Origin of the sequence: Niallia sp. Kr1, from assembly GCF_050389805.1 — a bacterium.
Lineage (GTDB): Bacteria > Bacillota > Bacilli > Bacillales > Cytobacillaceae > Bacillus_BD.
Genome location: NZ_CP130945.1, coordinates 1795394 through 1818417 on the forward strand (window position 1 = coordinate 1795394; position 23024 = coordinate 1818417).

18 protein-coding genes and 3 rRNA genes are annotated in these 23024 nt (G+C 41.6%); 14 read left to right on the forward strand and 7 right to left on the reverse strand.

The window, feature by feature from the left end:
* Nucleotides 1-104: 104 nt before the first annotated feature.
* Both Q5760_RS08930 and Q5760_RS08935 read right to left on the reverse strand, forming a co-directional pair.
* The gene (locus Q5760_RS08930; RefSeq protein ID WP_428911838.1) at nt 105-455 is read right to left on the reverse strand and encodes a DUF2178 domain-containing protein; all 351 of its coding nucleotides are present in this window, start codon (nt 453-455) and stop codon (nt 105-107) included.
* Entirely contained in the window at nt 445-684 is a 240-nt protein-coding gene (locus Q5760_RS08935) for a helix-turn-helix transcriptional regulator (protein ID WP_428911839.1), read from the reverse strand. The genes Q5760_RS08930 and Q5760_RS08935 overlap by 11 nt, the downstream gene beginning before the upstream one ends.
* Before the next feature lie 407 nt (nt 685-1091).
* Between Q5760_RS08935 and purL the strand changes: the two genes are divergently transcribed.
* A complete protein-coding gene (gene purL, locus Q5760_RS08940) occupies nt 1092-3314 on the forward strand; it encodes a phosphoribosylformylglycinamidine synthase subunit PurL (RefSeq protein WP_428911840.1) in 2223 nt (740 codons plus the stop codon).
* Nucleotides 3315-3395: 81 nt separating this feature from the next.
* On the opposite strand, the gene Q5760_RS08945 is transcribed toward purL, so the two are convergent.
* Nucleotides 3396-3956, reverse strand: coding sequence for a nucleotidyltransferase (locus tag Q5760_RS08945; RefSeq protein WP_428911841.1), 561 nt, complete (start codon nt 3954-3956; stop codon nt 3396-3398).
* The gene (locus tag Q5760_RS08950) at nt 3943-4176 is read right to left on the reverse strand and encodes a hypothetical protein (RefSeq protein ID WP_428911842.1); all 234 of its coding nucleotides are present in this window, start codon (nt 4174-4176) and stop codon (nt 3943-3945) included. Before Q5760_RS08950 ends, Q5760_RS08945 begins: the two co-directional genes overlap by 14 nt.
* Nucleotides 4177-4416: 240 nt before the next feature.
* Here Q5760_RS08950 and Q5760_RS08955 point away from each other — a divergent pair, with 240 nt between their 5' ends.
* The 10 genes from Q5760_RS08955 (at nt 4417) to Q5760_RS09000 (ending at nt 14716) form a co-directional block, all read left to right on the forward strand.
* Complete coding sequence (locus tag Q5760_RS08955) at nt 4417-5178, forward strand: IclR family transcriptional regulator (protein ID WP_428911843.1); 762 nt, start codon at nt 4417-4419, stop codon at nt 5176-5178.
* A gap of 292 nt (nt 5179-5470) precedes the next feature.
* Nucleotides 5471-6439, forward strand: a complete 969-nt coding sequence (locus Q5760_RS08960; RefSeq protein ID WP_428911844.1) for a fumarylacetoacetate hydrolase family protein — start codon at nt 5471-5473, stop codon at nt 6437-6439.
* 2 nt (nt 6440-6441) lie between these two features.
* On the forward strand, nt 6442-6954 hold the full coding sequence (locus tag Q5760_RS08965) for a DinB family protein (RefSeq protein WP_428911845.1): 513 nt from the start codon (nt 6442-6444) through the stop codon (nt 6952-6954).
* A 12-nt stretch (nt 6955-6966) separates the two neighbouring features.
* Nucleotides 6967-8079, forward strand: coding sequence for a cupin domain-containing protein (locus Q5760_RS08970; RefSeq protein WP_428911846.1), 1113 nt, complete (start codon nt 6967-6969; stop codon nt 8077-8079).
* 315 nt (nt 8080-8394) lie between these two features.
* Nucleotides 8395-9597, forward strand: a complete 1203-nt coding sequence (locus Q5760_RS08975; protein WP_428911847.1) for an FAD-dependent monooxygenase — start codon at nt 8395-8397, stop codon at nt 9595-9597.
* A gap of 209 nt (nt 9598-9806) precedes the next feature.
* Nucleotides 9807-11159: an MFS transporter gene (locus Q5760_RS08980; protein ID WP_428911848.1), complete on the forward strand. Its 1353-nt coding sequence runs from the start codon at nt 9807-9809 to the stop codon at nt 11157-11159.
* A 77-nt stretch (nt 11160-11236) separates the two neighbouring features.
* Nucleotides 11237-12484, forward strand: coding sequence for an NAD(P)-dependent malic enzyme (locus tag Q5760_RS08985; protein WP_428911849.1), 1248 nt, complete (start codon nt 11237-11239; stop codon nt 12482-12484).
* A 39-nt stretch (nt 12485-12523) separates the two neighbouring features.
* Entirely contained in the window at nt 12524-13693 is a 1170-nt protein-coding gene (locus tag Q5760_RS08990; protein ID WP_428911850.1) for a sulfite reductase subunit alpha, read from the forward strand.
* 460 nt (nt 13694-14153) lie between these two features.
* Nucleotides 14154-14558, forward strand: coding sequence for an Ltp family lipoprotein (locus tag Q5760_RS08995; protein WP_428911851.1), 405 nt, complete (start codon nt 14154-14156; stop codon nt 14556-14558).
* Between the two features lie 20 nt (nt 14559-14578).
* On the forward strand, nt 14579-14716 hold the full coding sequence (locus tag Q5760_RS09000) for an Ltp family lipoprotein (protein ID WP_428911852.1): 138 nt from the start codon (nt 14579-14581) through the stop codon (nt 14714-14716).
* A 142-nt stretch (nt 14717-14858) separates the two neighbouring features.
* On the opposite strand, the gene Q5760_RS09005 is transcribed toward Q5760_RS09000, so the two are convergent.
* The gene (locus tag Q5760_RS09005; protein ID WP_428911853.1) at nt 14859-15164 is read right to left on the reverse strand and encodes a DUF5634 family protein; all 306 of its coding nucleotides are present in this window, start codon (nt 15162-15164) and stop codon (nt 14859-14861) included.
* A 941-nt stretch (nt 15165-16105) separates the two neighbouring features.
* Here Q5760_RS09005 and Q5760_RS09010 point away from each other — a divergent pair.
* From Q5760_RS09010 to rrf, 3 genes are all read left to right on the forward strand, one after another.
* A 16S ribosomal RNA gene (locus Q5760_RS09010) occupies nt 16106-17655 on the forward strand.
* Between the two features lie 171 nt (nt 17656-17826).
* Nucleotides 17827-20762: ribosomal RNA gene (locus tag Q5760_RS09015) — 23S ribosomal RNA — on the forward strand.
* A gap of 244 nt (nt 20763-21006) precedes the next feature.
* Nucleotides 21007-21122, forward strand: a 5S ribosomal RNA gene (gene rrf, locus Q5760_RS09020).
* Together the 16S, 23S and 5S rRNA genes form the textbook arrangement of a ribosomal RNA operon.
* A gap of 536 nt (nt 21123-21658) precedes the next feature.
* Here rrf and Q5760_RS09025 read toward each other — a convergent pair.
* Together Q5760_RS09025 and Q5760_RS09030 are read right to left on the reverse strand one after the other, a co-directional pair.
* Nucleotides 21659-22195 carry a chromate transporter gene (locus tag Q5760_RS09025; protein WP_428911854.1) on the reverse strand — a complete coding sequence of 179 codons (537 nt, stop codon included), beginning with the start codon at nt 22193-22195 and terminating at the stop codon, nt 21659-21661.
* Nucleotides 22185-22823 carry a chromate transporter gene (locus tag Q5760_RS09030; RefSeq protein WP_428911855.1) on the reverse strand — a complete coding sequence of 213 codons (639 nt, stop codon included), beginning with the start codon at nt 22821-22823 and terminating at the stop codon, nt 22185-22187. Before Q5760_RS09030 ends, Q5760_RS09025 begins: the two co-directional genes overlap by 11 nt.
* Nucleotides 22824-23024 lie beyond the last annotated feature (201 nt).

Consider the following 23024-nt stretch of genomic DNA (forward strand, 5'->3'; position numbering starts at 1 on the left):
CTAATTATGGATCATCCCTTGGAAATTAGCCAAGGTGTTTGGGAAAAACAAATATATAAGGAATGTGGTTGAAATTGAAACGTGAGAACCGTCCCCATGATTCATCATAAAAAGTCCTTTTTATATTGGATGGCCAAGTAAAAGCCAGCTGCTAAAAATGCCAGCGTATATTTGAACAGGAAAAAGATGGTCCACATATAGTCTTTAGGAAAAATGATGTCACATAGAATAATGGCCCACAACATACAGTAAGAGCTTTTCAAAAAGATTTTACTTGTCCGTTCGTCGTCATGCCCAATCTGCTTATAAAATACATAGGCAAAAATCGCGCTACCGATAAGCAGTAAGAAACCAACTCCAATGAGAATATTCCAATTTGCCGAAGAATGTTCAGCCCAGGATTTTAAAGGGTAAAAAATTGAATTAGTGATATCAAAGATAGACCTACTTTCCATTTTGATCATTTCCTTTCATATAAGTAAAAATATCGTTTACATCAACATTAAAAAACTCGGCAATTCGAAAAGCTAACAGGAGAGTTGGAACATAATTTCCTTTTTCCATTACGAAGATGGTTTGTTTGGAAACTCCGACTTTTTCTGCTAATTCTTGCTGAGACATTCTGGCAAGCACACGATATTCATAAACCTTATTTGATATCGAATCACCAAAATCTTTCTTCATGACCCTCACCTCTTGAATTAAATTATAAACTTACATTGTATAAAAGTAAAGTAAACTTATACAAAAGTATGAAATATATTTATTTTTGGTAAAATTGCTTTGAGCTAAAAAGAGCCAGAAGTGCAGAAAGAACGTGACGACATTCATGATTCCTTTGGGTTTACATTTCTGCTATATAGTACAAAAAAGTAGCATTATTATGAGCAATAGAGATTATTCTCTCATTTTATAGTCTGAATTGCTGAATGAGTCGAGGAACCTGTACCCTTAACTCACCATAAGATTTTCGGTTATTGTCAAAATCTGTCGAGACAGCTATTATGAAAGAGAGAAAATTATGGTAATTGGTGCAGAAAAAATAAGCATTGTTTACCAAACAAATTACATAATTTTGGAGGGAACGATTGATGTCGCAACATAAGATTAGTCCAGAACAAATTGAACAGGAACAATTATACAGAGAAATGGGTTTATCAGACGAAGAGTATCAACTAGCGAAAAAATTATTAAAACGTCTTCCAAACTATACGGAAACAGGCATTTTCTCTGCGATGTGGTCCGAGCATTGTAGCTACAAATCATCAAAACCATTACTGAGAAGGTTCCCAACAAAAGGTAGCCAAGTGTTACAAGGGCCTGGTGAAGGTGCTGGGGTTGTTGATATTGGTGATAATCAAGCCGTTGTTTTTAAAATTGAAAGTCATAATAGTCCGTCTTTTGTCGAGCCATTTGAAGGTTCAGCAACAGGTGTTGGTGGGATCTTGCGTGATGTCTTTTCAATGGGAGCAAAACCAATTGCGTCTATGAATTCATTACGTTTTGGCAATCTAGATCATGACCATACGAAGATGTTATTTTCTGAGGTTGTCCGTGGGATTGCAAGTTATGGAAATGTGGTCGATGTCCCAACGGTTGGTGGCGAGATTCAATTTGATAAGCAATATGAAGAAAATCCATTAGTCAATGCGATGGTTGTTGGGTTAATTAACCATGACGATATGCAAAAAGGTGTTGCCGCTGGCGTAGGGAACGTCGTGATTTATGCTGGTGGGGATACTGGAAAAGACGGAGTTGGCGGTGCATCGTTTTCTTCAGAGGTTGTCGAAGCTGGAAAAGAAGAGAATACATCTGCAGTCGCAATCGGTAATCCACATATCGGTAAAAAATTAATGAATGCATGCTTAGAAGTGATCCATTCTGATGCATTAGTGGGGATTCAAGATATGGGTGCGGCAGGATTAACATCATCAGGAAGTGAGATGGCAGCAAAAGCAGGTACGGGAATTGAGATGAATCTTGACCTTGTCCCACAACGTGAAGAAGGGATGAATGCCTATGAAATCATGCTGTCTGAATCACAGGAGCGAATGTTATTAGTCGCGAAAAAAGGGCAGGAGCAGGAAATTCTTGATATTTTTGCAAAACATGATGTGGATGCAGCAGTGATCGGTGAGGTTATAGAAGAAAAAGCTTTCCGTATTAAGCAGCATGGTGAAATTGTAGCAGATATTCCTGTCAATATTTTAGCGGATGAAGCACCTGTTTATCATTTACCATCAAAAGAAGCGGTCTACTATCAAGAGTTTCAAGCAATGGAGAATGAAGTTCCAACAGTAGACGATCATAAGGCGATGTTAAGACAGCTTTTACAACAACCGACTATTGCAAGCAAGGAATGGGCATACAAGCAATATGACACGGAGGCACAAGGAAATACTCTTGTTGGTCCTGGATCGGATGCAGCTATCGTGAAAATTGATGGTACGGATAAAGCCATTGCGATTACGACGGACTGTAATTCTCGTTATATCTATTTAGATCCAAAAGTGGGTGGACAGATTGCTGTGGCTGAAGCAGCACGTAATCTTGTTTGTTCTGGTGCAAAACCACTTGCGATTACAGATGGCTTGAACTATGGGAACCCGAACGATCCAGAAGTATTTTGGCAAATGGAAGAGAGCATTGATGGGATTAGCGAAGCATGTCTTGCTCTTGAAACACCCGTTATTAGCGGAAATGTTTCTATGTATAATCAATCAAAAGACGAAGCGATTCTTCCAACCCCAATCATTGGGATGGTTGGTCTAATCGAACATACGAAATATGTGACACCAAGCCATTTCCAAAATAATGGGGATCTCATTTATTTAATTGGCGAAACGCATCCTGAATTCGGTGGCAGTGAACTGCAAAATGTGATTGCTGGAAAATATTCAGGTAAAGCCCCAGCGATAGATTTACAAGTGGAAGCGAACCGTCAAAACTTACTTGCGACTGCAATTAAAAAAGGTCTTGTCGTATCTGCACATGACTTATCTGAAGGTGGGCTTGCGGTTGCCTTAGCGGAAAGTTTATTTAAAGGTAAAGGCTTAGGTGCTGAAGTTAACGTAACGGGTGATGCAACGGTAGCATTATTTAGTGAATCCCAATCAAGATTCTTAGTAACAGTAAAACCAGAAAACAAAGAACAATTTGAAAACCTATGGACAGAAGCGAACCAAATCGGCTCGGTAACGAACAATGGAAAATTAATTGTATCATTAAACGGTGAACAAGTAATTGAAGATACCGTTGAGGAGCTTCATACACTTTGGAGTGAAGCCATTCCTAAGTTAGTAGTAGCAAAATAGAGGTGAGTCAGAGGGACAGGTTCCTTGACTCACGATAGTCTATACAAAGACAAAAAGAGTCAAGGGACCTATCCCCTTGACTCAATTTAAGAGCCATTGGTCTAAGAGTTCATTGGTTAGATCCTTTTTGGCCATTTCTTTCATATATATAAGATCTAAGCGCTCATAATGAAGGAGAAACATTCTCTGTCCCCATTCACAATCTGATGTGGATTTCCAGTGTACACAGGCTCTTAAGCGGTCTAAGATTATATCTTCAATCCCAATAACATAAACGCTCATTTCACTGTCTATTTGTAGTTCTGTTACTTTGCGATAATCAGCATCTTCTAGCATGTCATTTGGGATTTCAATACTGACCAGTAGCTTTTCGTGATACCAGTGCCTGCCTTCAACAGTAAAACCTAGCTGTTCTAAAATTTCTCCCGCAAGTTTGCGATCACTAATAATCAAATCGATGTCCACTGTTGTATAATCACTACGAGTATAAATTTCAACTGCTAATCCGCCAACGATTACGGGGCGGATCTGTTTACTTTCTAATAGTTTAGTCAGGATGGCTGATACCTTTACCATTTTTTCAAAGGTGCTTTTGGTTTCTAATTCAGAGAGCATTTGTTTCGCTTCCCTAATCGAATTCATAGTACCACACCCGATCACTTATATATTTTATTTTTCCTTCTTCTTCCGCTTTTTTCCATCGTCTTATACATAGTTCATCTAATATCTTCGCCTCTTGTTGATCACGTGACCTTTTCCTTAACAACCGATCAGGGGATTTTGTACGTAAAATGGTCCGTTCTACATCACTTTTCTTATCACTAATTTTCTTATTAAGTTCGGAAAAATCCATTTTTCTCATCGCCTAATCAGCTCCTTTCCTCTCATTTTAACAGGTATATCCAATTATTTACAATATTTAAACGTCAACTACCCTTGGATCAGAGGCATGATGTACTACTTAACAACTGGATTTTGTCTTGTTTAGCAAAATGGCTGAGTCAAGGGACCCTTGACTCATTAAAAATCAACTATGGTATAATCTATGAATTAAGGAGATGTGAAAACGTTCTATTATTATGGATGGAGAGGATATAAACAGATGAGTAATGATAAAAGCAATGCGATGATTCAGTCCCTTCAAGTGGGAATGAGTATTGTGGATTTAATTTCTTCAAAAGAACAGCCTTTAAAGTTTACGGAGATTCAGGAGCTTACTGGAATCACGAAGAGTAATTTGTACAAATATTTAAATACTTTGACGCACCTTCAACTTCTGCATCGGGATAAAAAAAATGGTACGTATATGCTTGGAAGTAAAATGATTGAGTATGGCAGGAGTGCCATTGGTCACCAAGATATTATTTCGATTACGACTCCCTATCTTCAGGAGCTTAGTCAGAAAACCTCTTTAACGGCTTTGTTGGCAGTAGGAACTCCTAATGGTCCAGTAGTGGCTAACATATGGAACACCAATCATTTATTTAATATTGGTGCTCAAATCGGATCACAATTGCCGATTTTGTCAGCGACGGGGAAAGTATTTTCAGCTTTTCATACAACCACTTTTATGGATGATTGGAGGGAAAAGGAATTAAAGGAATTGAACCAGAATGACAAAGAACACCTTGAAACAGCAGAAGAAGAAGTATTGCAAAATGGTATTTCTTTTTCAAACGAGGCACTGGTTCAGAATGTAACGTCAGCAGCCGTTCCAGTATTTAACTACAAGAAGGATTTACTAGGTACAATAACCCTTATCGGATTTTTACAGTTTTTTCCTCAAGATATAGACCATCCAGCTAGCCAGCAGTTACTAGCCACAGCAAAAGAAGTTTCTCGTATTTTTGGAAACAAAGAATAACTTAATAGAGTCTAAAAAGAAAGGTGAAATCGATCGCCTTTCTTTTTTTTGCTTTCACATTCATTGGAGATCAAGATCGATGAACATCATCAACCAAGGTTCGACTCTATCAAAGGTTCAAAATGTATCCACTATAAAAATAAAAAAAAGTCAAATAAAATTATTGACAATTATCAGAATATAAAATATTCTATAAATAGAGAACAGAGTTATCTAAAAGTAAAAAATGATTTTAAAAATTAAAAGTCTATTAGATAACCTCAATAAAAAACAAAAAAAGGGGAAATACACGATGAAATTAATCACATTTAGCCATGCTGGATTTTCGCGACTTGGAGCCGTTACGACTGATAACGAAGTAATAGACTTAAACTATGCTTACCAAGCTTTACTTGAGAATAGAGGAAGTCTACGAGCAGAAATTATTGCGGAGGCTTTTATCCCAGCAGAGTTGAAAGGGTTCCTTGAAGGAGGAAATGAAAGCCTTTCCTTAGTGCAAGAAATTGTAGAATTTGCTCTTCAACATCCGAAAGTATATAAACATAAGCTTGTACATGCTTTTGATGAAGTAAAACTAGAAGCACCTGTACCAAATCCAGGAAAAATCATTTGTGTTGGTCATAACTATCGTGAGCACATTTTAGAAATGGGAAGAGAAATTCCAGAGAATCCAGTTATATTTGCAAAATTTAATAATACCGTAATCGGACCACAGGACGATATCCCATTCTATCCTGTTTCAGAACAGCTTGATTATGAAGCAGAGTTTGCTTTTATCATCGGGAAACGTGCCCGTAACGTATCAAGAGAAGAGGCTCTTGATTATGTAGCCGGTTATACGATTGCTAACGATGTTACATACCGAGATATCCAGCGCCGTACGCTTCAATGGCTACAAGGAAAAACAGTAGAAGGCAGCTTGCCATACGGACCTTGGCTTCTAACAAAGGATGAATTAAAAGATCCATCTGCATCTGGGTTAGGCGTGCGCTTAACGGTGAATGGAGAAGAACGACAAAAGACCAACACAGCAAACTTTGTCTTTGATGTTCAGCATTTGGTCGAATTCTTATCTAATTTAATGACACTTGAGCCAGGTGACTTGATCTTAACCGGTACTCCAGGTGGCGTTGGGGTTGCCCGCGATCCACAAGTGTTCTTGAAGGACGGAGATATCGTAAGAGTTGAAATTGATGAAATTGGTGTTCTAGAAAATAAAGTGTCAGCAGTCAATAAAGTACCAGTTACACAGGAGGGATAAAGATGATTACAACGGTTAACAAATCGATTCACCGTATTCAACAATCATTGCAAGACATTGTGATGATGACAGAAAAACTTTCTGAAGAAACCATTCGTTGGAAGCCAAGTGAAGAAGAGTGGTCCATACTTCAAATTCTTTCCCATCTTGTTGAAGCGGTTCCTTATTGGTTAGGGGAAGTAGAACGAGTTGTTACTGAACCTGGCACTAGCTGGGGAAGAGGATTGCAGGATGCCGCAAGACTTGGAGCGGTAACCGACCCAGAGAAACTTTTAGTAAAAGATGTGCTTGTAGAAGTCGTTTTATTGATTGAAAAAGTGGAGAGCGGATTGCAGGGGCTTGATAGCGAAACGTTGCAGCAGGAATCACCACATCGTAACTTTGCAAAATTTGGCAATAAACCTGTATCGTTTATCATCGACCATTTTATTGAGGAACATTTAGCAGGACATGCGAAGCAAATTCTACGCAACCTGGAAAAACTGCGAAAGAAAGAAGAGGAGAATCTTTTATAGGAGGGATGACAGATGGCTGAAATGAATGCGTACCTGCAAGATCAGGATGTAAAAGACTTTACGAGAGAGATTCAGCAACACCATTTGGGCCCGCTTTGGGAGGCTATCCCAGCGATTATGAATAAAACGCCTGAGCCGCATGCTCAAGCCTATCTTTGGACGGATGAACTTTTGAAGAAAAAGTTGTGGGAAGCAGCGGAGATATTCACTCCAGAGCGAGGTGGAGAACGAAGGGCGATCTATTTTCAAAATCCCGGGTTGACATACCGTCAGCCTTGGGGTTGGGCTTCTACCACACAAACGCTTTATGCAGCGGTTCAATTACTGCTGCCAGGGGAGGAAGCTCCGTCACATCGGCACTCACAAAATGCCCTTCGATTTATTTCAGAAGGGGAAGGTGCTTACACCATTGTTGAAGGTGAGCGCATCTTTATGGAAGAAGGAGATTTTCTCATTACACCAAAAAATCTTTGGCATGGCCATGGTCATACAGGTAGTGAGCCGATGATTTGGATGGATGCGCTTGATATTCCAACGATTTATTCACTTGGTGGTACTTTCTTTGAACCTCATCCAGATCGATTAGAAACACCAAAACGTCCGGATAACTTTTCAGAGCATCGCTATAGTGGTGGAATGGTTCGTCCAATTAGTGATCGCTATTCAAGTGTTGCTCCACTGGCAAATTATAAATGGCAACGGACGGTTGACGCCATTAACGGATTAATGAAATTTGAACCGGATCCATATGATGGCTATGCAGTGGAGTATATCAATCCATCTAATGGACATACAGCAAATCCAACGATGGCCTCTTGGATGCAGAAACTACCAAAAGGCTTCCATTCGAAAGCACATCGTCACACACATTCATCCATTTATCATGTACATCAAGGGTCAGGCTATACCGTCATTAATGGTGTACGATTCGATTGGAAAAAAGGCGATTATTTCGTTATTCCAAATTGGGCATGGCATGAGCATGTGGCGGCAGAAGATTCTTATTTATTCTCTGTGAATGATTTGCCAATTATGGAGAAGTTCCAGTTGGAACAAGGACAAATATTGGATGTAAATATAGGTCAGCAAGAAGTAAAAAGTGAATTCAAGCCCGTTCTTGTATAAAGATCTGTAGCCATTGGGGAGGCTTTAATCCAGTGGCTACGAATAGAATGTCATTTGCAAACGCTTTTAATTTTGCTAATATTCAGTAATTTGCGTTTGAATAATAGGCTGTGTTAAAGGTCAATGTTGATTTCTGACTACTATTTATTGCAGTGGAAGGCACGTAGACTCCTGCGAGAGAAGCTAGATAGGCAAGAAAACATAAGAAACGTAGTGTCAAGGTGGCTCAGGCGTAGCTGAGCGGAAAGCGAAGTGTCTGCAAATGAAATCAACAACCACGTTTAACAGAGCCAAATAATAAAAGGGGGAATTATGATGAGTAAAGTAGCAGAACAAGCATTTATCGTGATTGGTGGCGGAATCGGTGGGTTAGCAACAGCTCTTGGAATCGCAGAAACAAAACAAAAGGTAAAAGTATTGGAACAGGCACAAGAGTTTGGTGAAGTAGGGGCAGGAATTCAGCTAGCAGCGAATGCTACGAATGTATTACAACGTTTAGGTGTGATGGATAAGATTAGCGAGATTGCCGTTTTTCCAAAAAGACTTGTGTTAATGGATGCTTTCAGCGGGGAAGAGCTTTCTGCTTTAGACCTTGGGGATGTGTATAGAGAAAGATACGGAGCTCCTTATATCGTGTTACACCGTTCAGACCTTCACCGAATTCTAGTCGAAGCATGCGAAGAAAATGCATATATTGAATTGTTTACCAATCAAAAAATTGAAAACACAGTAGAAAACGACGGCGTTGTAACTGTCACAACAGCTAATGGAGAACAGCATATTGGAAAAGCAGCCATTGGTGCAGATGGAATTTGGTCGAATACTCGTAAGTTGTTCGCTGATGATGAGGCGGTATGCTCACAATATGTAGCGTATCGTGGTGCGATTCCGATTGATGATATCTCATCTCACGGAAACCTTGATGATGTGTATATGTGGATTGGACCAGATCTACATCTTGTTCAATACCCAGTGAGAAGAGGGGAACTTTATAACCAAGTAGTTGTATTTAAAAGCTCTCAATATAGACCTGCAATTGAAAAAACAGATCAATGGGGTACACCAGAGGAAATGGATCAGGTCTTTGCCGGAACTTGTCCATTGGTGCAAACGGGTATTTCCTATATTCAACGTCAGCGTCGCTGGCCAATGTATGATCGTAACCCCATCAATAATTGGACAAAAGGTCGCATAACACTTACGGGAGATGCAGCGCATCCGATGCTTCAATACTTAGCACAAGGTGCTTGTCAAGCTTTAGAAGATGCCTCTTTTTTAACGGATATGCTTGAAAAGCATGGCGACAATATTGAACAAGCCTTTTTAGAATATCAAGAAGAGCGGATTCCACGTACAGCAGATGTTCAAACAAGTGCAAGAATGTGGGGAGAAATCATTCATAATACAACACCTGAGGCGATTCTTCTTCGAAATACAATTATGAAAAATCGTACGGATCAAGACTTCCAATTTGTGGATCGTTTCCATGGATATAATAAAACGGCTGTAAAAGCTTAGAATGATCATAAAAATGAAGTTGTGAGTTCTATACAACTTCTTTTTTTAAGCAATTAACAACATAAGCATGTTGAATATAATCAAAAATGTTATAAGGGGAACCTTTACTTTTTACTTTTAAGTATAAGCAGTCAACGAGTTCATACCATTACTCCATACTTTAGAGTAAACGCATTTAAAATAAGTAGAACGAGGAGTTGGTTATTTATATGGGGCAAGTGAATCCCGCTGAAATCATCGCAAATAGCAAGTTTAATAAGTTTCATTTAAGTTTACTAGTCTGGAGTTTCATTATCATTGCATTTGATGGTTATGATTTGGTCGTTTTTGGAACTGTTGTACCTGTTTTGATTGAGGAATGGAACCTCACTTCCGTTGAAGCAGGAGCAATGGGGAGCTATGGACTATTTGGGATGATGTTCGGTGCGATCTTTTTTGGAACACTGGCTGACCGAATTGGGAGAAAGAACGTCGTTGCGATTACTTTAATATTCTTTAGTTTATTTACATTCTTATGCGGATTTGCTGAAACACCAACACTGTTCTCTATTTTCCGCTTTTTAGCGGGATTAGGACTTGGAGGCATTATGCCAAATGTGATTGCATTGTTGACAGATTATGCCCCTAAATCAATGAAGAGTATGATCGTATCCATCGTGTTATGCGGTTATTCGATCGGTGGAATCCTTGCACCCTTATTAGGAATCTTTTTGATGCCGACTTTTGGCTGGGAATCCATCTTTTGGGTTGCGGGACTGCCGTTATTGGCTTTGCCATTAATGTATAAGAAATTACCAGAAACGGCGAGTCATTTAATCCGAACAGGTAGAAAAGAAGAATTATTATCTACACTTTCTAAAGTAAGCCCGGGATCGACGTTTAATCAAAGCGATGAGATTGTGGAATTACAAGCAACGGGGACGAAGGTTCCAGTTATCGGCTTATTTAAAGATTATCGAGCTTTAAGTACGGTTATGTTTTGGATTGCTTTTTTCTGTTGTTTATTGATGGTATATGGTTTGAATACATGGCTTCCTAAGTTGATGATTGAAGCAGGGTATGCCTTGAATTCAAGCTTGGGTTTCCTTATTGCCCTTCAAAGCGGAGCCATTATCGGAACTCTTATCATCGGCCGGCTTTGTGACAAATATGGCTCTAAAAAGATGCTCGTTCCGATGTATGCTTCAGGGGCTATTGCTTTAACATTACTTGGATTTGGCGGGAATATGTTCGTGATTTATTTATTGGTAGCGATCGCAGGGGCGGCTACAATCGGTGCGCAAAATATTGTACAAGCCTATGTATCTCAGTACTATCCGGCATCTGTTAGATCAACAGCTTTAGGTATGGCGTCTGGCATTGGTCGTATCGGCGGTATGTTAGGACCTATTTTGGGTGGGTTTCTTTTATCGGTTGCATTACCCATCCATATGAATTTCATTGCCTTTGCGATTCCAGGTTTGATTGCGGCGATCGCCTTAGCGTTAGTGCCTGTGAAACATGCTAGCAATGAGGTTTATCAAAGCCGTACAGAGTTAGAACCACAGTCTGAAACGATCTGATCATACAACTGTAAAGGCGAAAGTTCCCGTAAGCTGATTGAAAAAGAAGATATTTAAACAAAAAGGAGAGGGAATAGATGTCTACTTTACGTGAAGACGCCTTAAACATGCACAAGGAAAATCAAGGAAAGCTTAGTATTGTATCAAAAGTTCCATTACGCAACGCTGAAGATTTAAGTCTCGCTTATTCTCCAGGTGTCGCCGAGCCATGCAAGGACATTTTTCAAGATAAAAGCAAAGTGTATGATTATACGCTAAAGGGGAATCTTGTTGCTATTGTTTCAAATGGAACAGCTGTACTTGGTCTTGGGAATATTGGACCGGAAGCTGCGATGCCGGTCATGGAGGGGAAAGCATTATTATTTAAATCATTTGCTGATGTGGATGCATTTCCATTGTGCTTAGATACAACAGATACAGACAAAATTGTAGAGACTGTTAAATTATTAGAACCTACTTTTGGCGGAGTAAACTTAGAAGATATTGCAGCACCAGCGTGCTTTGAAATTGAAGACCGCCTGCGTAAAATCTGTAATATTCCTATTTTTCATGATGATCAACATGGGACGGCGATTGTCACAGGAGCTGGCTTGCTCAATGCTTTGAAACTAGCAAACAAAAAGATAGATGAGATTCATGTTGTCGTAAACGGTGCTGGATCTGCTGGCGTGGCGATTGTCAAGTTGCTGTTAAGTATGGGTGTAAAAGACGTTATTTTATGTGATACAACCGGAATTATTTATGAAGGACGCCCATCCGGCATGAATTCGTTTAAAGCGGAAATGGCCCGTATGACCAATAAAGAACAAAAACAAGGGTCATTGGCAGATGCTCTTGTAGGAGCAGATGTGTTTGTGGGAGTATCAGCACCAGGCGTTGTCACAAAAGACATGGTTCGTTCCATGAATCCACGTTCCATCATTTTTGCGATGGCGAACCCAGTACCTGAAATTATGCCGGGGGAAGCCAAAGAAGCAGGAGCACTTGTGATTGGGACAGGTCGCTCTGATTTTCCAAATCAAGTTAATAACGTACTTGCTTTCCCTGGTATTTTCCGAGGTGCTTTGGACGTTGGAGCAAAAGAAATTAATGAAGAAATGAAACTTGCGGCCGTTCAAGCGATTGCTGGATTAATTACGGAAGAGGATCTTCATCCTCATTACGTGATTCCGGATCCTTTTGACGGTAGAGTGGCAGCACATGTTGCGGAAGCCGTTGCGAATGCGGCAATAAAAACGGGTGTGGCACGAAAAATGATTAACCCAGAAACCGTGAAAGAGCGTTTATTAGCGTTAGCAGAAGAAAAACAGCCAGCTTTCGTATAAATCCGGTTTTAAAGAACAATAAATGAATGAGGTGTAGAGATGCAAGCGACTATAGTAAACTCTGAACTTATAAAACAAGAAAAAAAGGCGCCAACAACCTTTTCAAGAACCAACCCATTTCAAGCGAAGGTTCTAAAAAATATCAATTTAAATGGAGTAGGATCGAGCAAAGAAACGAGACATATTGAATTATCGTTAAAAGGATCGGGTCTGTCATATATCCCAGGTGATGCCCTTGGTATCCTTCCTAGTAATGATCCAGAACTAGTGGCTTCTCTTCTTGAAGAAATGAAATGGGATGGGGAAACAGTGGTGACCATTAATAAGCAAGGGGATACACTTCCATTAAAAGTAGCACTAACATCCTACTTTGAAATTACATTATTGACAAAAAAGATTTTACAACAGGCTCAGGTCTTCACAGAAAATGAAGAGTTACAGAAACTTGTGTTAGTAGAAAATACAGACCAGTTGAAAGAATATTGCTATGGGCGTGATTTGCTGGATTTATTACGCGATTTTGGTCCATGGAAAGGGATTGCCCAGGAGATGGTCTCTCTATTAAGAAAGATGACACCACGTCTCTATTCGATTGCAAGCAGTATAGCAGCCCATCCTGAGGAAGTGCATCTAACGATTGGCGCTGTGCGATACACAACGAACGGACGCGATCGTAAAGGGGTTTGTTCAGTTTTAGTAGCGGAACGTCTTCAAGAAGGAGACACACTTCCAATCTTTATTCAACATAATAAACACTTCCATCTACCAGATTCGGGGGATCATGATATGATTATGGTGGGTCCAGGGACAGGGATTGCGCCATTCCGTTCCTTTATTGAGGAGCGTGCCGTCACGAAAGGAAACGGAAGATCGTGGCTGTTTTTTGGAGATCAACATTCAGCATCAGATTTCCTCTATCAAGAGGAGTTAGAGCACTATCAAAGGGATAGGGTACTGGCCAGAATAGAGACTGCATTCTCCCGTGATACAGACCAAAAAGTATATGTACAGCATAAAATGCTTGAGAATAGCCAAGAATTGTTCAAATGGCTCGAAAACGGAGCATACTTCTATGTTTGTGGAGATAAGCAACGTATGGCAAAAGACGTCCACAACACACTTTTAGAAGTAATCGAAAAAGAAGGCACCATGACACGCGAAGCAGCCGAAGCATATTTAAATGACCTACAAAAACAAGGACGGTACTAACGAGATGTGTATTGATGAGTCAGAGGGACAGGTTCCTTGACTCATTGCTCGTGCCTCAAATGGGATAAGGGTCGTCCCTTGTCCCATTTGAGCATCAATAATCGATGAGTCAAGGGACCTTCCATCTGACTCATTTAATTACCCTAAGATGACTATGAGATTTTCGAGGTTTATGTTTTTTCGATAATTCCATTTGTTGAGCACCATCCTCCTCGCTTTTATATTTGCAATTGATATCCCCATACATAGAATTAGCTAGCATTTCCAGCCCTGATTTGAAAGATTCTATAAATTTTTTCATCATTATATAACTTCCTCTACTCATTTTCTATTCTACAATAACTATCTTCTTGAATAGAAAGGGTGATCCCTGCATGTATACTAATATACTTGGTGCCAGGCACCATCCATTAGTCCTTTCCTTATATAAAAAATACACAACAGAAAAGAGGAAATGATCATGAAAAAGACAATTGTTACGGCCTCTATTATTTCAGCTGCCCTGTTCCTCTCTGCTTGCGGAGAAACGGCAGAAACACCGGTAGATTCTTCTGCTGAGAAAACAACCACCCCTGTAGAAACAGAGCAAACAGAAACAGAACAAACAACAGAGCAAACAACAATAGAGCCTGCTAAAGAAGAAACTGCTCCTGCTTCACCTGTAGAAGAACCTGCAGAGGAAACTGTTGATCCGCCTGTAGAAGAAACCATACAGCCAGATGAAAGTTCCAAATATACAATGGGGCAACTTAATGCAATTGGACAAGCTGAAAATTACCTAGACTTTACGGCATTTTCTCGAACAGGCTTAATCGAGCAACTTGTGTATGAAGCTATTCTACAGAAGATGCTACATTTGCAGTAGATCTCATTAAAGTAGACTGGATGGAACAAGCTACAAAGAAGGCTCAAGACTATTTAGATTTTTCAAGTTTCTCGAAGCAAGGCTTAATTGAACAACTTGAATTTGAAGGATTTACGAGTGAACAAGCTGCTTATGGCGCTTCAGCTGTAGGTTATTAGTAGTTTGGAGGAACTTTTATGGGTGGGAAATTAAAAGGTAAAACATCTTAATTATTATTCCTGATGAACTATGAGACATATTAGATAAATAATAAGAAATCCTGTAGGTGAAGAAGCACAATGCCCTTCACCTAAGGGATGGTTAGTATATTTCGCGGAATACATGCTCAAGATTTTCAAATTCTTTTAGATCTTCTTCCCTCGGATTGTCAGATTCTACCGTCCACTTATTATCAATTGGAGCTAGCCCACCATCCTTATTTTTTTGAAAAGGCAAATGAATATGATGGGTTTTACCATCTTTTTGAGTTGTATAGCCAATATAGTAGCGATCGTCCTGTCCTTCTTCTTCAAAAATACCGATATCTTCAATTCCATACTTATTTAAATAGGGTTGAAAAGATTGCTGTAATTCGTTCATGATTTGTTCACGAGATAAATAATCCACGAAAATTCTCCCTTCCAAAAGTTCGTTCTTTCCCTTAATATGTCAAACTTTCGTTTATTTAAACCTAGTTTTTTTCATAGAATATAAGCGTTTTGCACGAAGTTCGTCATTTCTTTTATCAAAGTTTCACTAATTGTAATGAGGGGAACCTCTGTAGCGATTTTTCTTATTAGCAATAGCTAGACAATATCTGTAGCAAGTGAACCTGTGTTTATGTATCTAGCTTCCGAGATAATAATCGGTTATTAAGAAAAATTCTCTAATTGAGGGATTTGGCAAATACAACACTGCCTGGTCGTGGGGGGGATGGGACTGTTCCCCATTTTCCTGAAAGACACGGAATGTTTATCCCAATTTAGGTTTCTACAAGTGTTTTTTATTTCTCAATGCTAAGAGAACTTGTGGAACATGGGGACGGTTCTAGTGTTTCATTGTAGGGGAAAATAGGAAAAGGATTCCCGTGTGTCGATTTTAAGGTATTGATTTGAAGTAGTTTAAATGATACTATGAAACACCATTATTTTTTATATTATGCCATGAAAAATTATAGAGGAAGATTTTTCTAAAAAAGAAGTTGACTTCGACGAATTTAGATGATAAATTATTAAATGTCGCTGATGCGATATAAGATATTCTTTTCCGATTTAGTTAGTTGTAGTTAAAAACTAAAAAAAACTTCAAAAAATTATTGACTTCAACGAAAATGAGTTTTATAGTAATGAATGTCAGTAATGAGAAACTGTTTAAAAATATTTTCAAAACAGTTGACTTCAACGAAAAATAATGATACAATAATTCTTGTCGCTGATGAAGTGAATGAGAAAAAAGATTGTTCTTTGAAAACTAAACAAAGCAGATACGTCAACGTTAATTCTAGTTACTATATGTAACAAAACTATTTGCCTTTCAGGCAACAAACTTTATGAGCTTTATCAAACACTTTATTGGAGAGTTTGATCCTGGCTCAGGACGAACGCTGGCGGCGTGCCTAATACATGCAAGTCGAGCGAATCTGAGGGAGCTTGCTCCCAAAGATTAGCGGCGGACGGGTGAGTAACACGTGGGCAACCTGCCTGTAAGACTGGGATAACTTCGGGAAACCGGAGCTAATACCGGATAATTCTTTTCAACTCATGTTGATAAGCTAAAAGACGGCGTAAGCTGTCACTTACAGATGGGCCCGCGGCGCATTAGCTAGTTGGTGAGGTAATGGCTCACCAAGGCAACGATGCGTAGCCGACCTGAGAGGGTGATCGGCCACACTGGGACTGAGACACGGCCCAGACTCCTACGGGAGGCAGCAGTAGGGAATCTTCCGCAATGGACGAAAGTCTGACGGAGCAACGCCGCGTGAGTGATGAAGGTTTTCGGATCGTAAAACTCTGTTGTTAGGGAAGAACAAGTACGAGAGTAACTGCTCGTACCTTGACGGTACCTAACCAGAAAGCCACGGCTAACTACGTGCCAGCAGCCGCGGTAATACGTAGGTGGCAAGCGTTGTCCGGAATTATTGGGCGTAAAGCGCGCGCAGGCGGTCCTTTAAGTCTGATGTGAAAGCCCACGGCTCAACCGTGGAGGGTCATTGGAAACTGGGGGACTTGAGTGCAGGAGAGAAAAGTGGAATTCCACGTGTAGCGGTGAAATGCGTAGAGATGTGGAGGAACACCAGTGGCGAAGGCGACTTTTTGGCCTGTAACTGACGCTGAGGCGCGAAAGCGTGGGGAGCAAACAGGATTAGATACCCTGGTAGTCCACGCCGTAAACGATGAGTGCTAAGTGTTAGAGGGTTTCCGCCCTTTAGTGCTGCAGCAAACGCATTAAGCACTCCGCCTGGGGAGTACGGCCGCAAGGCTGAAACTCAAAGGAATTGACGGGGACCCGCACAAGCGGTGGAGCATGTGGTTTAATTCGAAGCAACGCGAAGAACCTTACCAGGTCTTGACATCCTTTTGCCTTTCCTAGAGATAGGAATTTCCCTTCGGGGACAAAAGTGACAGGTGGTGCATGGTTGTCGTCAGCTCGTGTCGTGAGATGTTGGGTTAAGTCCCGCAACGAGCGCAACCCTTATTCTTAGTTGCCAGCATTAGGTTGGGCACTCTAAGGAGACTGCCGGTGACAAACCGGAGGAAGGTGGGGATGACGTCAAATCATCATGCCCCTTATGACCTGGGCTACACACGTGCTACAATGGATGGTACAAAGGGCTGCGAGACCGCGAGGTTTAGCCAATCCCATAAAACCATTCTCAGTTCGGATTGTAGGCTGCAACTCGCCTACATGAAGCCGGAATCGCTAGTAATCGCGGATCAGCATGCCGCGGTGAATACGTTCCCGGGTCTTGTACACACCGCCCGTCACACCACGAGAGTTTGTAACACCCGAAGTCGGTGGGGTAACCGTAAGGAGCCAGCCGCCTAAGGTGGGACAGATGATTGGGGTGAAGTCGTAACAAGGTAGCCGTATCGGAAGGTGCGGCTGGATCACCTCCTTTCTAAGGATATATACGGAACATCTCTTATGAGATGCTAACGATTGACGGAATCTGACTTTGTTTAGTTTTGAGAGAATAATCTCTCGAAACATTGTTCCTTGAAAACTAGATAATGTAATGACAAGACATCATTGAAAAAAGTTCTTTTTTAAATTTAAGACCATTAACATTGGTTAAGTTAGAAAGGGCGCACGGTGAATGCCTTGGCACTAGGAGCCGATGAAGGACGGGACTAACACCGATATGCTTTGGGGAGCTGTAAGTAAGCTTTGATCCAGAGATTTCCGAATGGGGAAACCCTCTATCTTTAATAGGATAGAATCTTTACCTGAATTCATAGGGTATTGAAGGCAGACCCGGGGAACTGAAACATCTAAGTACCCGGAGGAAGAGAAAGCAATTGCGATTCCCCCAGTAGCGGCGAGCGAAACGGGATTAGCCCAAACCAAGAGGCTTGCCTCTTGGGGTTGTAGGACACTCTATATGGAGTTACAAAGGAACGGGGTAGATGAACAGGTCTGGAAAGGCCGGTCAAAGAAGGTAAAAACCCTGTAGTCGAAACTTCGTTCCCTCTTGAGTGGATCCTGAGTACGGCGGGACACGAGAAATCCCGTCGGAAGCTGGGAGGACCATCTCCCAAGGCTAAATACTCCCTAGTGACCGATAGTGAACCAGTACCGTGAGGGAAAGGTGAAAAGCACCCCGGAAGGGGAGTGAAATAGTTCCTGAAACCGTGTGCCTACAAGTAGTCAAAGCCCTTTAACGGGTGATGGCGTGCCTTTTGTAGAATGAACCGGCGAGTTACGATTACATGCAAGGTTAAGTTGATAAGACGGAGCCGCAGCGAAAGCGAGTCTGAATAGGGCGATTTTAGTATGTGGTTGTAGACCCGAAACCAGGTGATCTACCCATGTCCAGGTTGAAGTCCAGGTAACACTGGATGGAGGACCGAACCCACGTACGTTGAAAAGTGCGGGGATGAGGTGTGGGTAGCGGAGAAATTCCAATCGAACTTGGAGATAGCTGGTTCTCTCCGAAATAGCTTTAGGGCTAGCCTCATGTGTAAGAATCTTGGAGGTAGAGCACTGTTTGGACTAGGGGCCCCCATCGGGTTACCGAATTCAGACAAACTCCGAATGCCAAAGATTTATCCATGGGAGTCAGACTGCGAGTGATAAGATCCGTAGTCAAAAGGGAAACAGCCCAGACCACCAGCTAAGGTCCCAAAGTATACGTTAAGTGGAAAAGGATGTGGAGTTGCTTAGACAACCAGGATGTTGGCTTAGAAGCAGCCACCATTTAAAGAGTGCGTAATAGCTCACTGGTCGAGTGACTCTGCGCCGAAAATGTACCGGGGCTAAACGTATCACCGAAGCTGTGGATGGACATCTACGATGTCCGTGGTAGGAGAGCGTTCTAAGGGCGTTGAAGCAAGACTGGAAGGACTTGTGGAGCGCTTAGAAGTGAGAATGCCGGTATGAGTAGCGAAAGATGAGTGAGAATCTCATCCACCGATTGACTAAGGTTTCCTGAGGAAGGCTCGTCCGCTCAGGGTTAGTCGGGACCTAAGCCGAGGCTGAAAAGCGTAGGCGATGGACAACAGGTTGATATTCCTGTACCACCAAAATCCGTTTGAGTGATGGGGGGACGCAGGAGGATAGGGTGAGCGCGCTGTTGGATATGCGCGTCCAAGCAGTTAGGCTGCAGGTGAGGAAAATCCCACCTGCGTGAAGGCTGAGCTGTGATGGCGAGGGAAATATAGTACTGAAGTTCCTGATTCCACACTGCCAAGAAAAGCCTCTAGCGAGGATTAGGTGCCCGTACCGCAAACCGACACAGGTAGTCAAGGAGAGAATCCTAAGGTGAGCGAGAGAACTCTCGTTAAGGAACTCGGCAAAATGACCCCGTAACTTCGGGAGAAGGGGTGCTTTTTAGGGTGTTAAAGCCCTGAGAAGCCGCAGTGAATAGGCCCAGGCGACTGTTTAGCAAAAACACAGGTCTCTGCGAAGCCGCAAGGCGAAGTATAGGGGCTGACGCCTGCCCGGTGCTGGAAGGTTAAGAGGAGAGGTTAGCCGCAAGGCGAAGCTTTGAATTGAAGCCCCAGTAAACGGCGGCCGTAACTATAACGGTCCTAAGGTAGCGAAATTCCTTGTCGGGTAAGTTCCGACCCGCACGAAAGGCGTAACGATCTGGGCACTGTCTCAACGAGAGACTCGGTGAAATTATAGTACCTGTGAAGATGCAGGTTACCCGCGACAGGACGGAAAGACCCCGTGGAGCTTTACTGTAGCCTGATATTGAATTTTGGTACAGCTTGTACAGGATAGGTAGGAGCCTTGGAAGCCGGAGCGCCAGCTTCGGTGGAGGCATCGGTGGGATACTACCCTGGCTGTATTGAAATTCTAACCCGCAGCCCTTATCGGGCTGGGAGACAGTGTCAGGTGGGCAGTTTGACTGGGGCGGTCGCCTCCTAAAGAGTAACGGAGGCGCCCAAAGGTTCCCTCAGAATGGTTGGAAATCATTCGTAGAGTGTAAAGGCACAAGGGAGCTTGACTGCGAGACCTACAAGTCGAGCAGGGACGAAAGTCGGGCTTAGTGATCCGGTGGTTCCGCATGGAAGGGCCATCGCTCAACGGATAAAAGCTACCCCGGGGATAACAGGCTTATCTCCCCCAAGAGTCCACATCGACGGGGAGGTTTGGCACCTCGATGTCGGCTCATCGCATCCTGGGGCTGTAGTCGGTCCCAAGGGTTGGGCTGTTCGCCCATTAAAGCGGTACGCGAGCTGGGTTCAGAACGTCGTGAGACAGTTCGGTCCCTATCCGTCGTGGGCGTAGGAAATTTGAGAGGAGCTGTCCTTAGTACGAGAGGACCGGGATGGACGCACCGCTGGTGTACCAGTTGTTCTGCCAAGAGCATCGCTGGGTAGCTATGTGCGGAAGGGATAAGTGCTGAAAGCATCTAAGCATGAAGCCCCCCTCAAGATGAGATTTCCCATAGTGTTAAACTAGTAAGACCCCTGAAAGATGATCAGGTTGATAGGTTTGAGGTGGAAGCATGGTGACATGTGGAGCTGACAAATACTAATCGGTCGAGGACTTAACCACAACATTAATGAACGCTGGCTAAAGGCGCCACGTCCTGTGGCAACGCCTGCATGACCCACATCCTGTGGGCCGGGCGACTGTCCAGCTTTGAAAGACGGTGGAGAGCCGTTTCTACAAATCCTGGTTTTGGATTTGAAGAAACGGATCGAAGCGGCCGAAAAAGCTAGGAGCCGAAGCTAGACACTAAACTTTGATGAATGTCAGCATTATCTAGTTTTGAAGGAACAAACCTTCAATAAAATAGTCTGGTAACAATGGCGAGAAGGTCACACCCGTTCCCATCCCGAACACGGAAGTTAAGCTTCTCAGCGCCGATGGTAGTTGGGGCATTGCCCCTGTGAGAGTAGGACGTTGCCAGGCGAAGTTAAACCCCTATGTTAATAGGGGTTTATTTTTTTAGTAAAATATAATTCGCATGGGCTAGATCAGTTGGGCAAGCCATCCTCCGTCAACCGATCGAATGTAGGTTCAAACCCCTCCTTCTCGGTTATTTTTAAAATCAAAAAACTCCTATTCAATTTTTAGAATAGGAGTTTTTGTGTTTGTAAAATGATTTCCATTGATTATCCTTTTTACTAAATTGCAAAAATCGAAAAGAAAGACCGTTAAAAAAGAAGCAATCAATTATCGCATAATGTAGAAAACTTTCAGATACACCTAATATTGTTAAAAATGTGTAGTGAGAGGGGATCAGCACATTAAATTAAATATTCCATAGTGAAAGATATTGTGAACAATATTATGTAGGATGCAATGGGCACTAACTTCAAAGATAATAACCTAATCACAAAACGGCATATCTAGCAGCTAAACGCTAAATGGTGCCGTTTTTCGCTCAAAACTTTCGAGTGTCCTATAAAAAAACTGTCGTTACGTTTCAAATCTTTATTATACACTCAAGTATAAAGTACCATTCCAACAACGCCAGAAAGTAAAATCACAAACACAGGGTGCATTTTTAAACGGAGTAAAGCAAATAAAGAGACGCCAAAAATCAATAATGCACTGAGCGTAGTCAATGAAAAGCTTCCGATGATCCGATTGGATATGGCAAAATTAATCGCAGCATAGATGATCAGGCCTGTTACAATCGGGCGAAGACCATAGAAAGCGGACTTTGTTAGATGATTTTCATTAATTTTGTAAAAGAAAGTAGCAATCACTAAAATAATGAGTAGGGAGGGAAGTACCATCCCTAAAGCTGAAACAATCGCTCCTGTTAATCCAGCAATCTCATATCCTACAAAGATCGCACTATTCGTAGCGATTGGACCTGGGGACATCCCTGCAATGGCGATCACATTTGTAAATTCTTGTGTCGTCAACCAGCCATTTTGGGTAACTTCCATTTCAATGACTGGAATCATAGCGTAGCCACCGCCAAATGAAATAAAGCCAATCATGAGAAAAGTTAAAAATAGGTCAAGATACATGACTAGCCTCCTTTTCCTTTGCCATCGAATGATTCACAGTGTGAGATGGTTCTTCTTTCTCTAATCGAATCGGGAGCTTCATGACGGTCTTAATTTTAGTGACAAGAATCCCAACGATGATACCTGTTAAAATAATGAGTACGGGATGAATCGTTAGAAATAATAAGACGATCACGGTTATAGCTGTAATGGCAACTGTTGTTTTATCAAAAATCGCTGTTTTCCCGATTTTGATTCCAGCATAGGTGATAAGAGCGACAATTGCAGCGCGGATTCCCATAAAAGCTGCATCTACGATCGGGTTTCCTCTAAGAAATTGATAGATGAGACTTAATAAAATGACAATGGAGAATGTAGGTAATAGGATTCCTATCATGGCAGCGATGGCTCCTTTCACACCAGCAATCCGATAGCCGATAAAAGTCGCGGAGTTAATGCCAATGGCACCAGGAACGGATTCGGATACGGCAAATACATCTGTAATTTCTTCACTTTTTACCCATTTTTTATTTGTAACTACTTCTCTTTCAATCATTGGGATCATGGCATAACCACCGCCGAATGTAATGGGACCGATTTTGAAAAATGACCAAAAAATTTGAAATAATAGACTCCATTGCTTTTTCAATAGGATCTCCTTCTTTCGAAATATAATAATGATGGGTTTGAAAGTTAAAATGCACCGGTGAGTGTTGAAAGTTTATTGATCCATCTTTAATCAATACGTTAGCAGAAGGAAAGGTACTCGTAAATTGCAATAATGGTATAGGGTATAATCAAGTCGTATACCCAAGTAAAATAGTCTGATTGTTCGGAAAAATATTGTTGT

Excerpts from the sequence above, each read along its gene's own strand:
- Q5760_RS08960 (WP_428911844.1), top strand. The coding sequence starts at position 5,471 with ATGAAATTAATCACATTTAGCCATGCTGGATTTTCGCGACTTGGAGCC.
- Q5760_RS09025 (WP_428911854.1), bottom strand. The coding sequence starts at position 22,195 with ATGTATCTTGACCTATTTTTAACTTTTCTCATGATTGGCTTTATTTCA.
- Q5760_RS08930 (WP_428911838.1), bottom strand. The coding sequence starts at position 455 with ATGGAAAGTAGGTCTATCTTTGATATCACTAATTCAATTTTTTACCCT.
- Q5760_RS08945 (WP_428911841.1), bottom strand. The coding sequence starts at position 3,956 with ATGAATTCGATTAGGGAAGCGAAACAAATGCTCTCTGAATTAGAAACC.
- Q5760_RS08980 (WP_428911848.1), top strand. The coding sequence starts at position 9,807 with ATGGGGCAAGTGAATCCCGCTGAAATCATCGCAAATAGCAAGTTTAAT.
- Q5760_RS08995 (WP_428911851.1), top strand. The coding sequence starts at position 14,154 with ATGAAAAAGACAATTGTTACGGCCTCTATTATTTCAGCTGCCCTGTTC.
- Q5760_RS08955 (WP_428911843.1), top strand. The coding sequence starts at position 4,417 with ATGAGTAATGATAAAAGCAATGCGATGATTCAGTCCCTTCAAGTGGGA.
- purL (WP_428911840.1), top strand. The coding sequence starts at position 1,092 with ATGTCGCAACATAAGATTAGTCCAGAACAAATTGAACAGGAACAATTA.
- Q5760_RS08975 (WP_428911847.1), top strand. The coding sequence starts at position 8,395 with ATGAGTAAAGTAGCAGAACAAGCATTTATCGTGATTGGTGGCGGAATC.
- Q5760_RS08965 (WP_428911845.1), top strand. The coding sequence starts at position 6,442 with ATGATTACAACGGTTAACAAATCGATTCACCGTATTCAACAATCATTG.
- Q5760_RS08935 (WP_428911839.1), bottom strand. The coding sequence starts at position 684 with ATGAAGAAAGATTTTGGTGATTCGATATCAAATAAGGTTTATGAATAT.
- Q5760_RS08950 (WP_428911842.1), bottom strand. The coding sequence starts at position 4,176 with ATGAGAAAAATGGATTTTTCCGAACTTAATAAGAAAATTAGTGATAAG.
- Q5760_RS08990 (WP_428911850.1), top strand. The coding sequence starts at position 12,524 with ATGCAAGCGACTATAGTAAACTCTGAACTTATAAAACAAGAAAAAAAG.
- Q5760_RS08985 (WP_428911849.1), top strand. The coding sequence starts at position 11,237 with ATGTCTACTTTACGTGAAGACGCCTTAAACATGCACAAGGAAAATCAA.
- Q5760_RS08970 (WP_428911846.1), top strand. The coding sequence starts at position 6,967 with ATGGCTGAAATGAATGCGTACCTGCAAGATCAGGATGTAAAAGACTTT.
- Q5760_RS09000 (WP_428911852.1), top strand. The coding sequence starts at position 14,579 with ATGGAACAAGCTACAAAGAAGGCTCAAGACTATTTAGATTTTTCAAGT.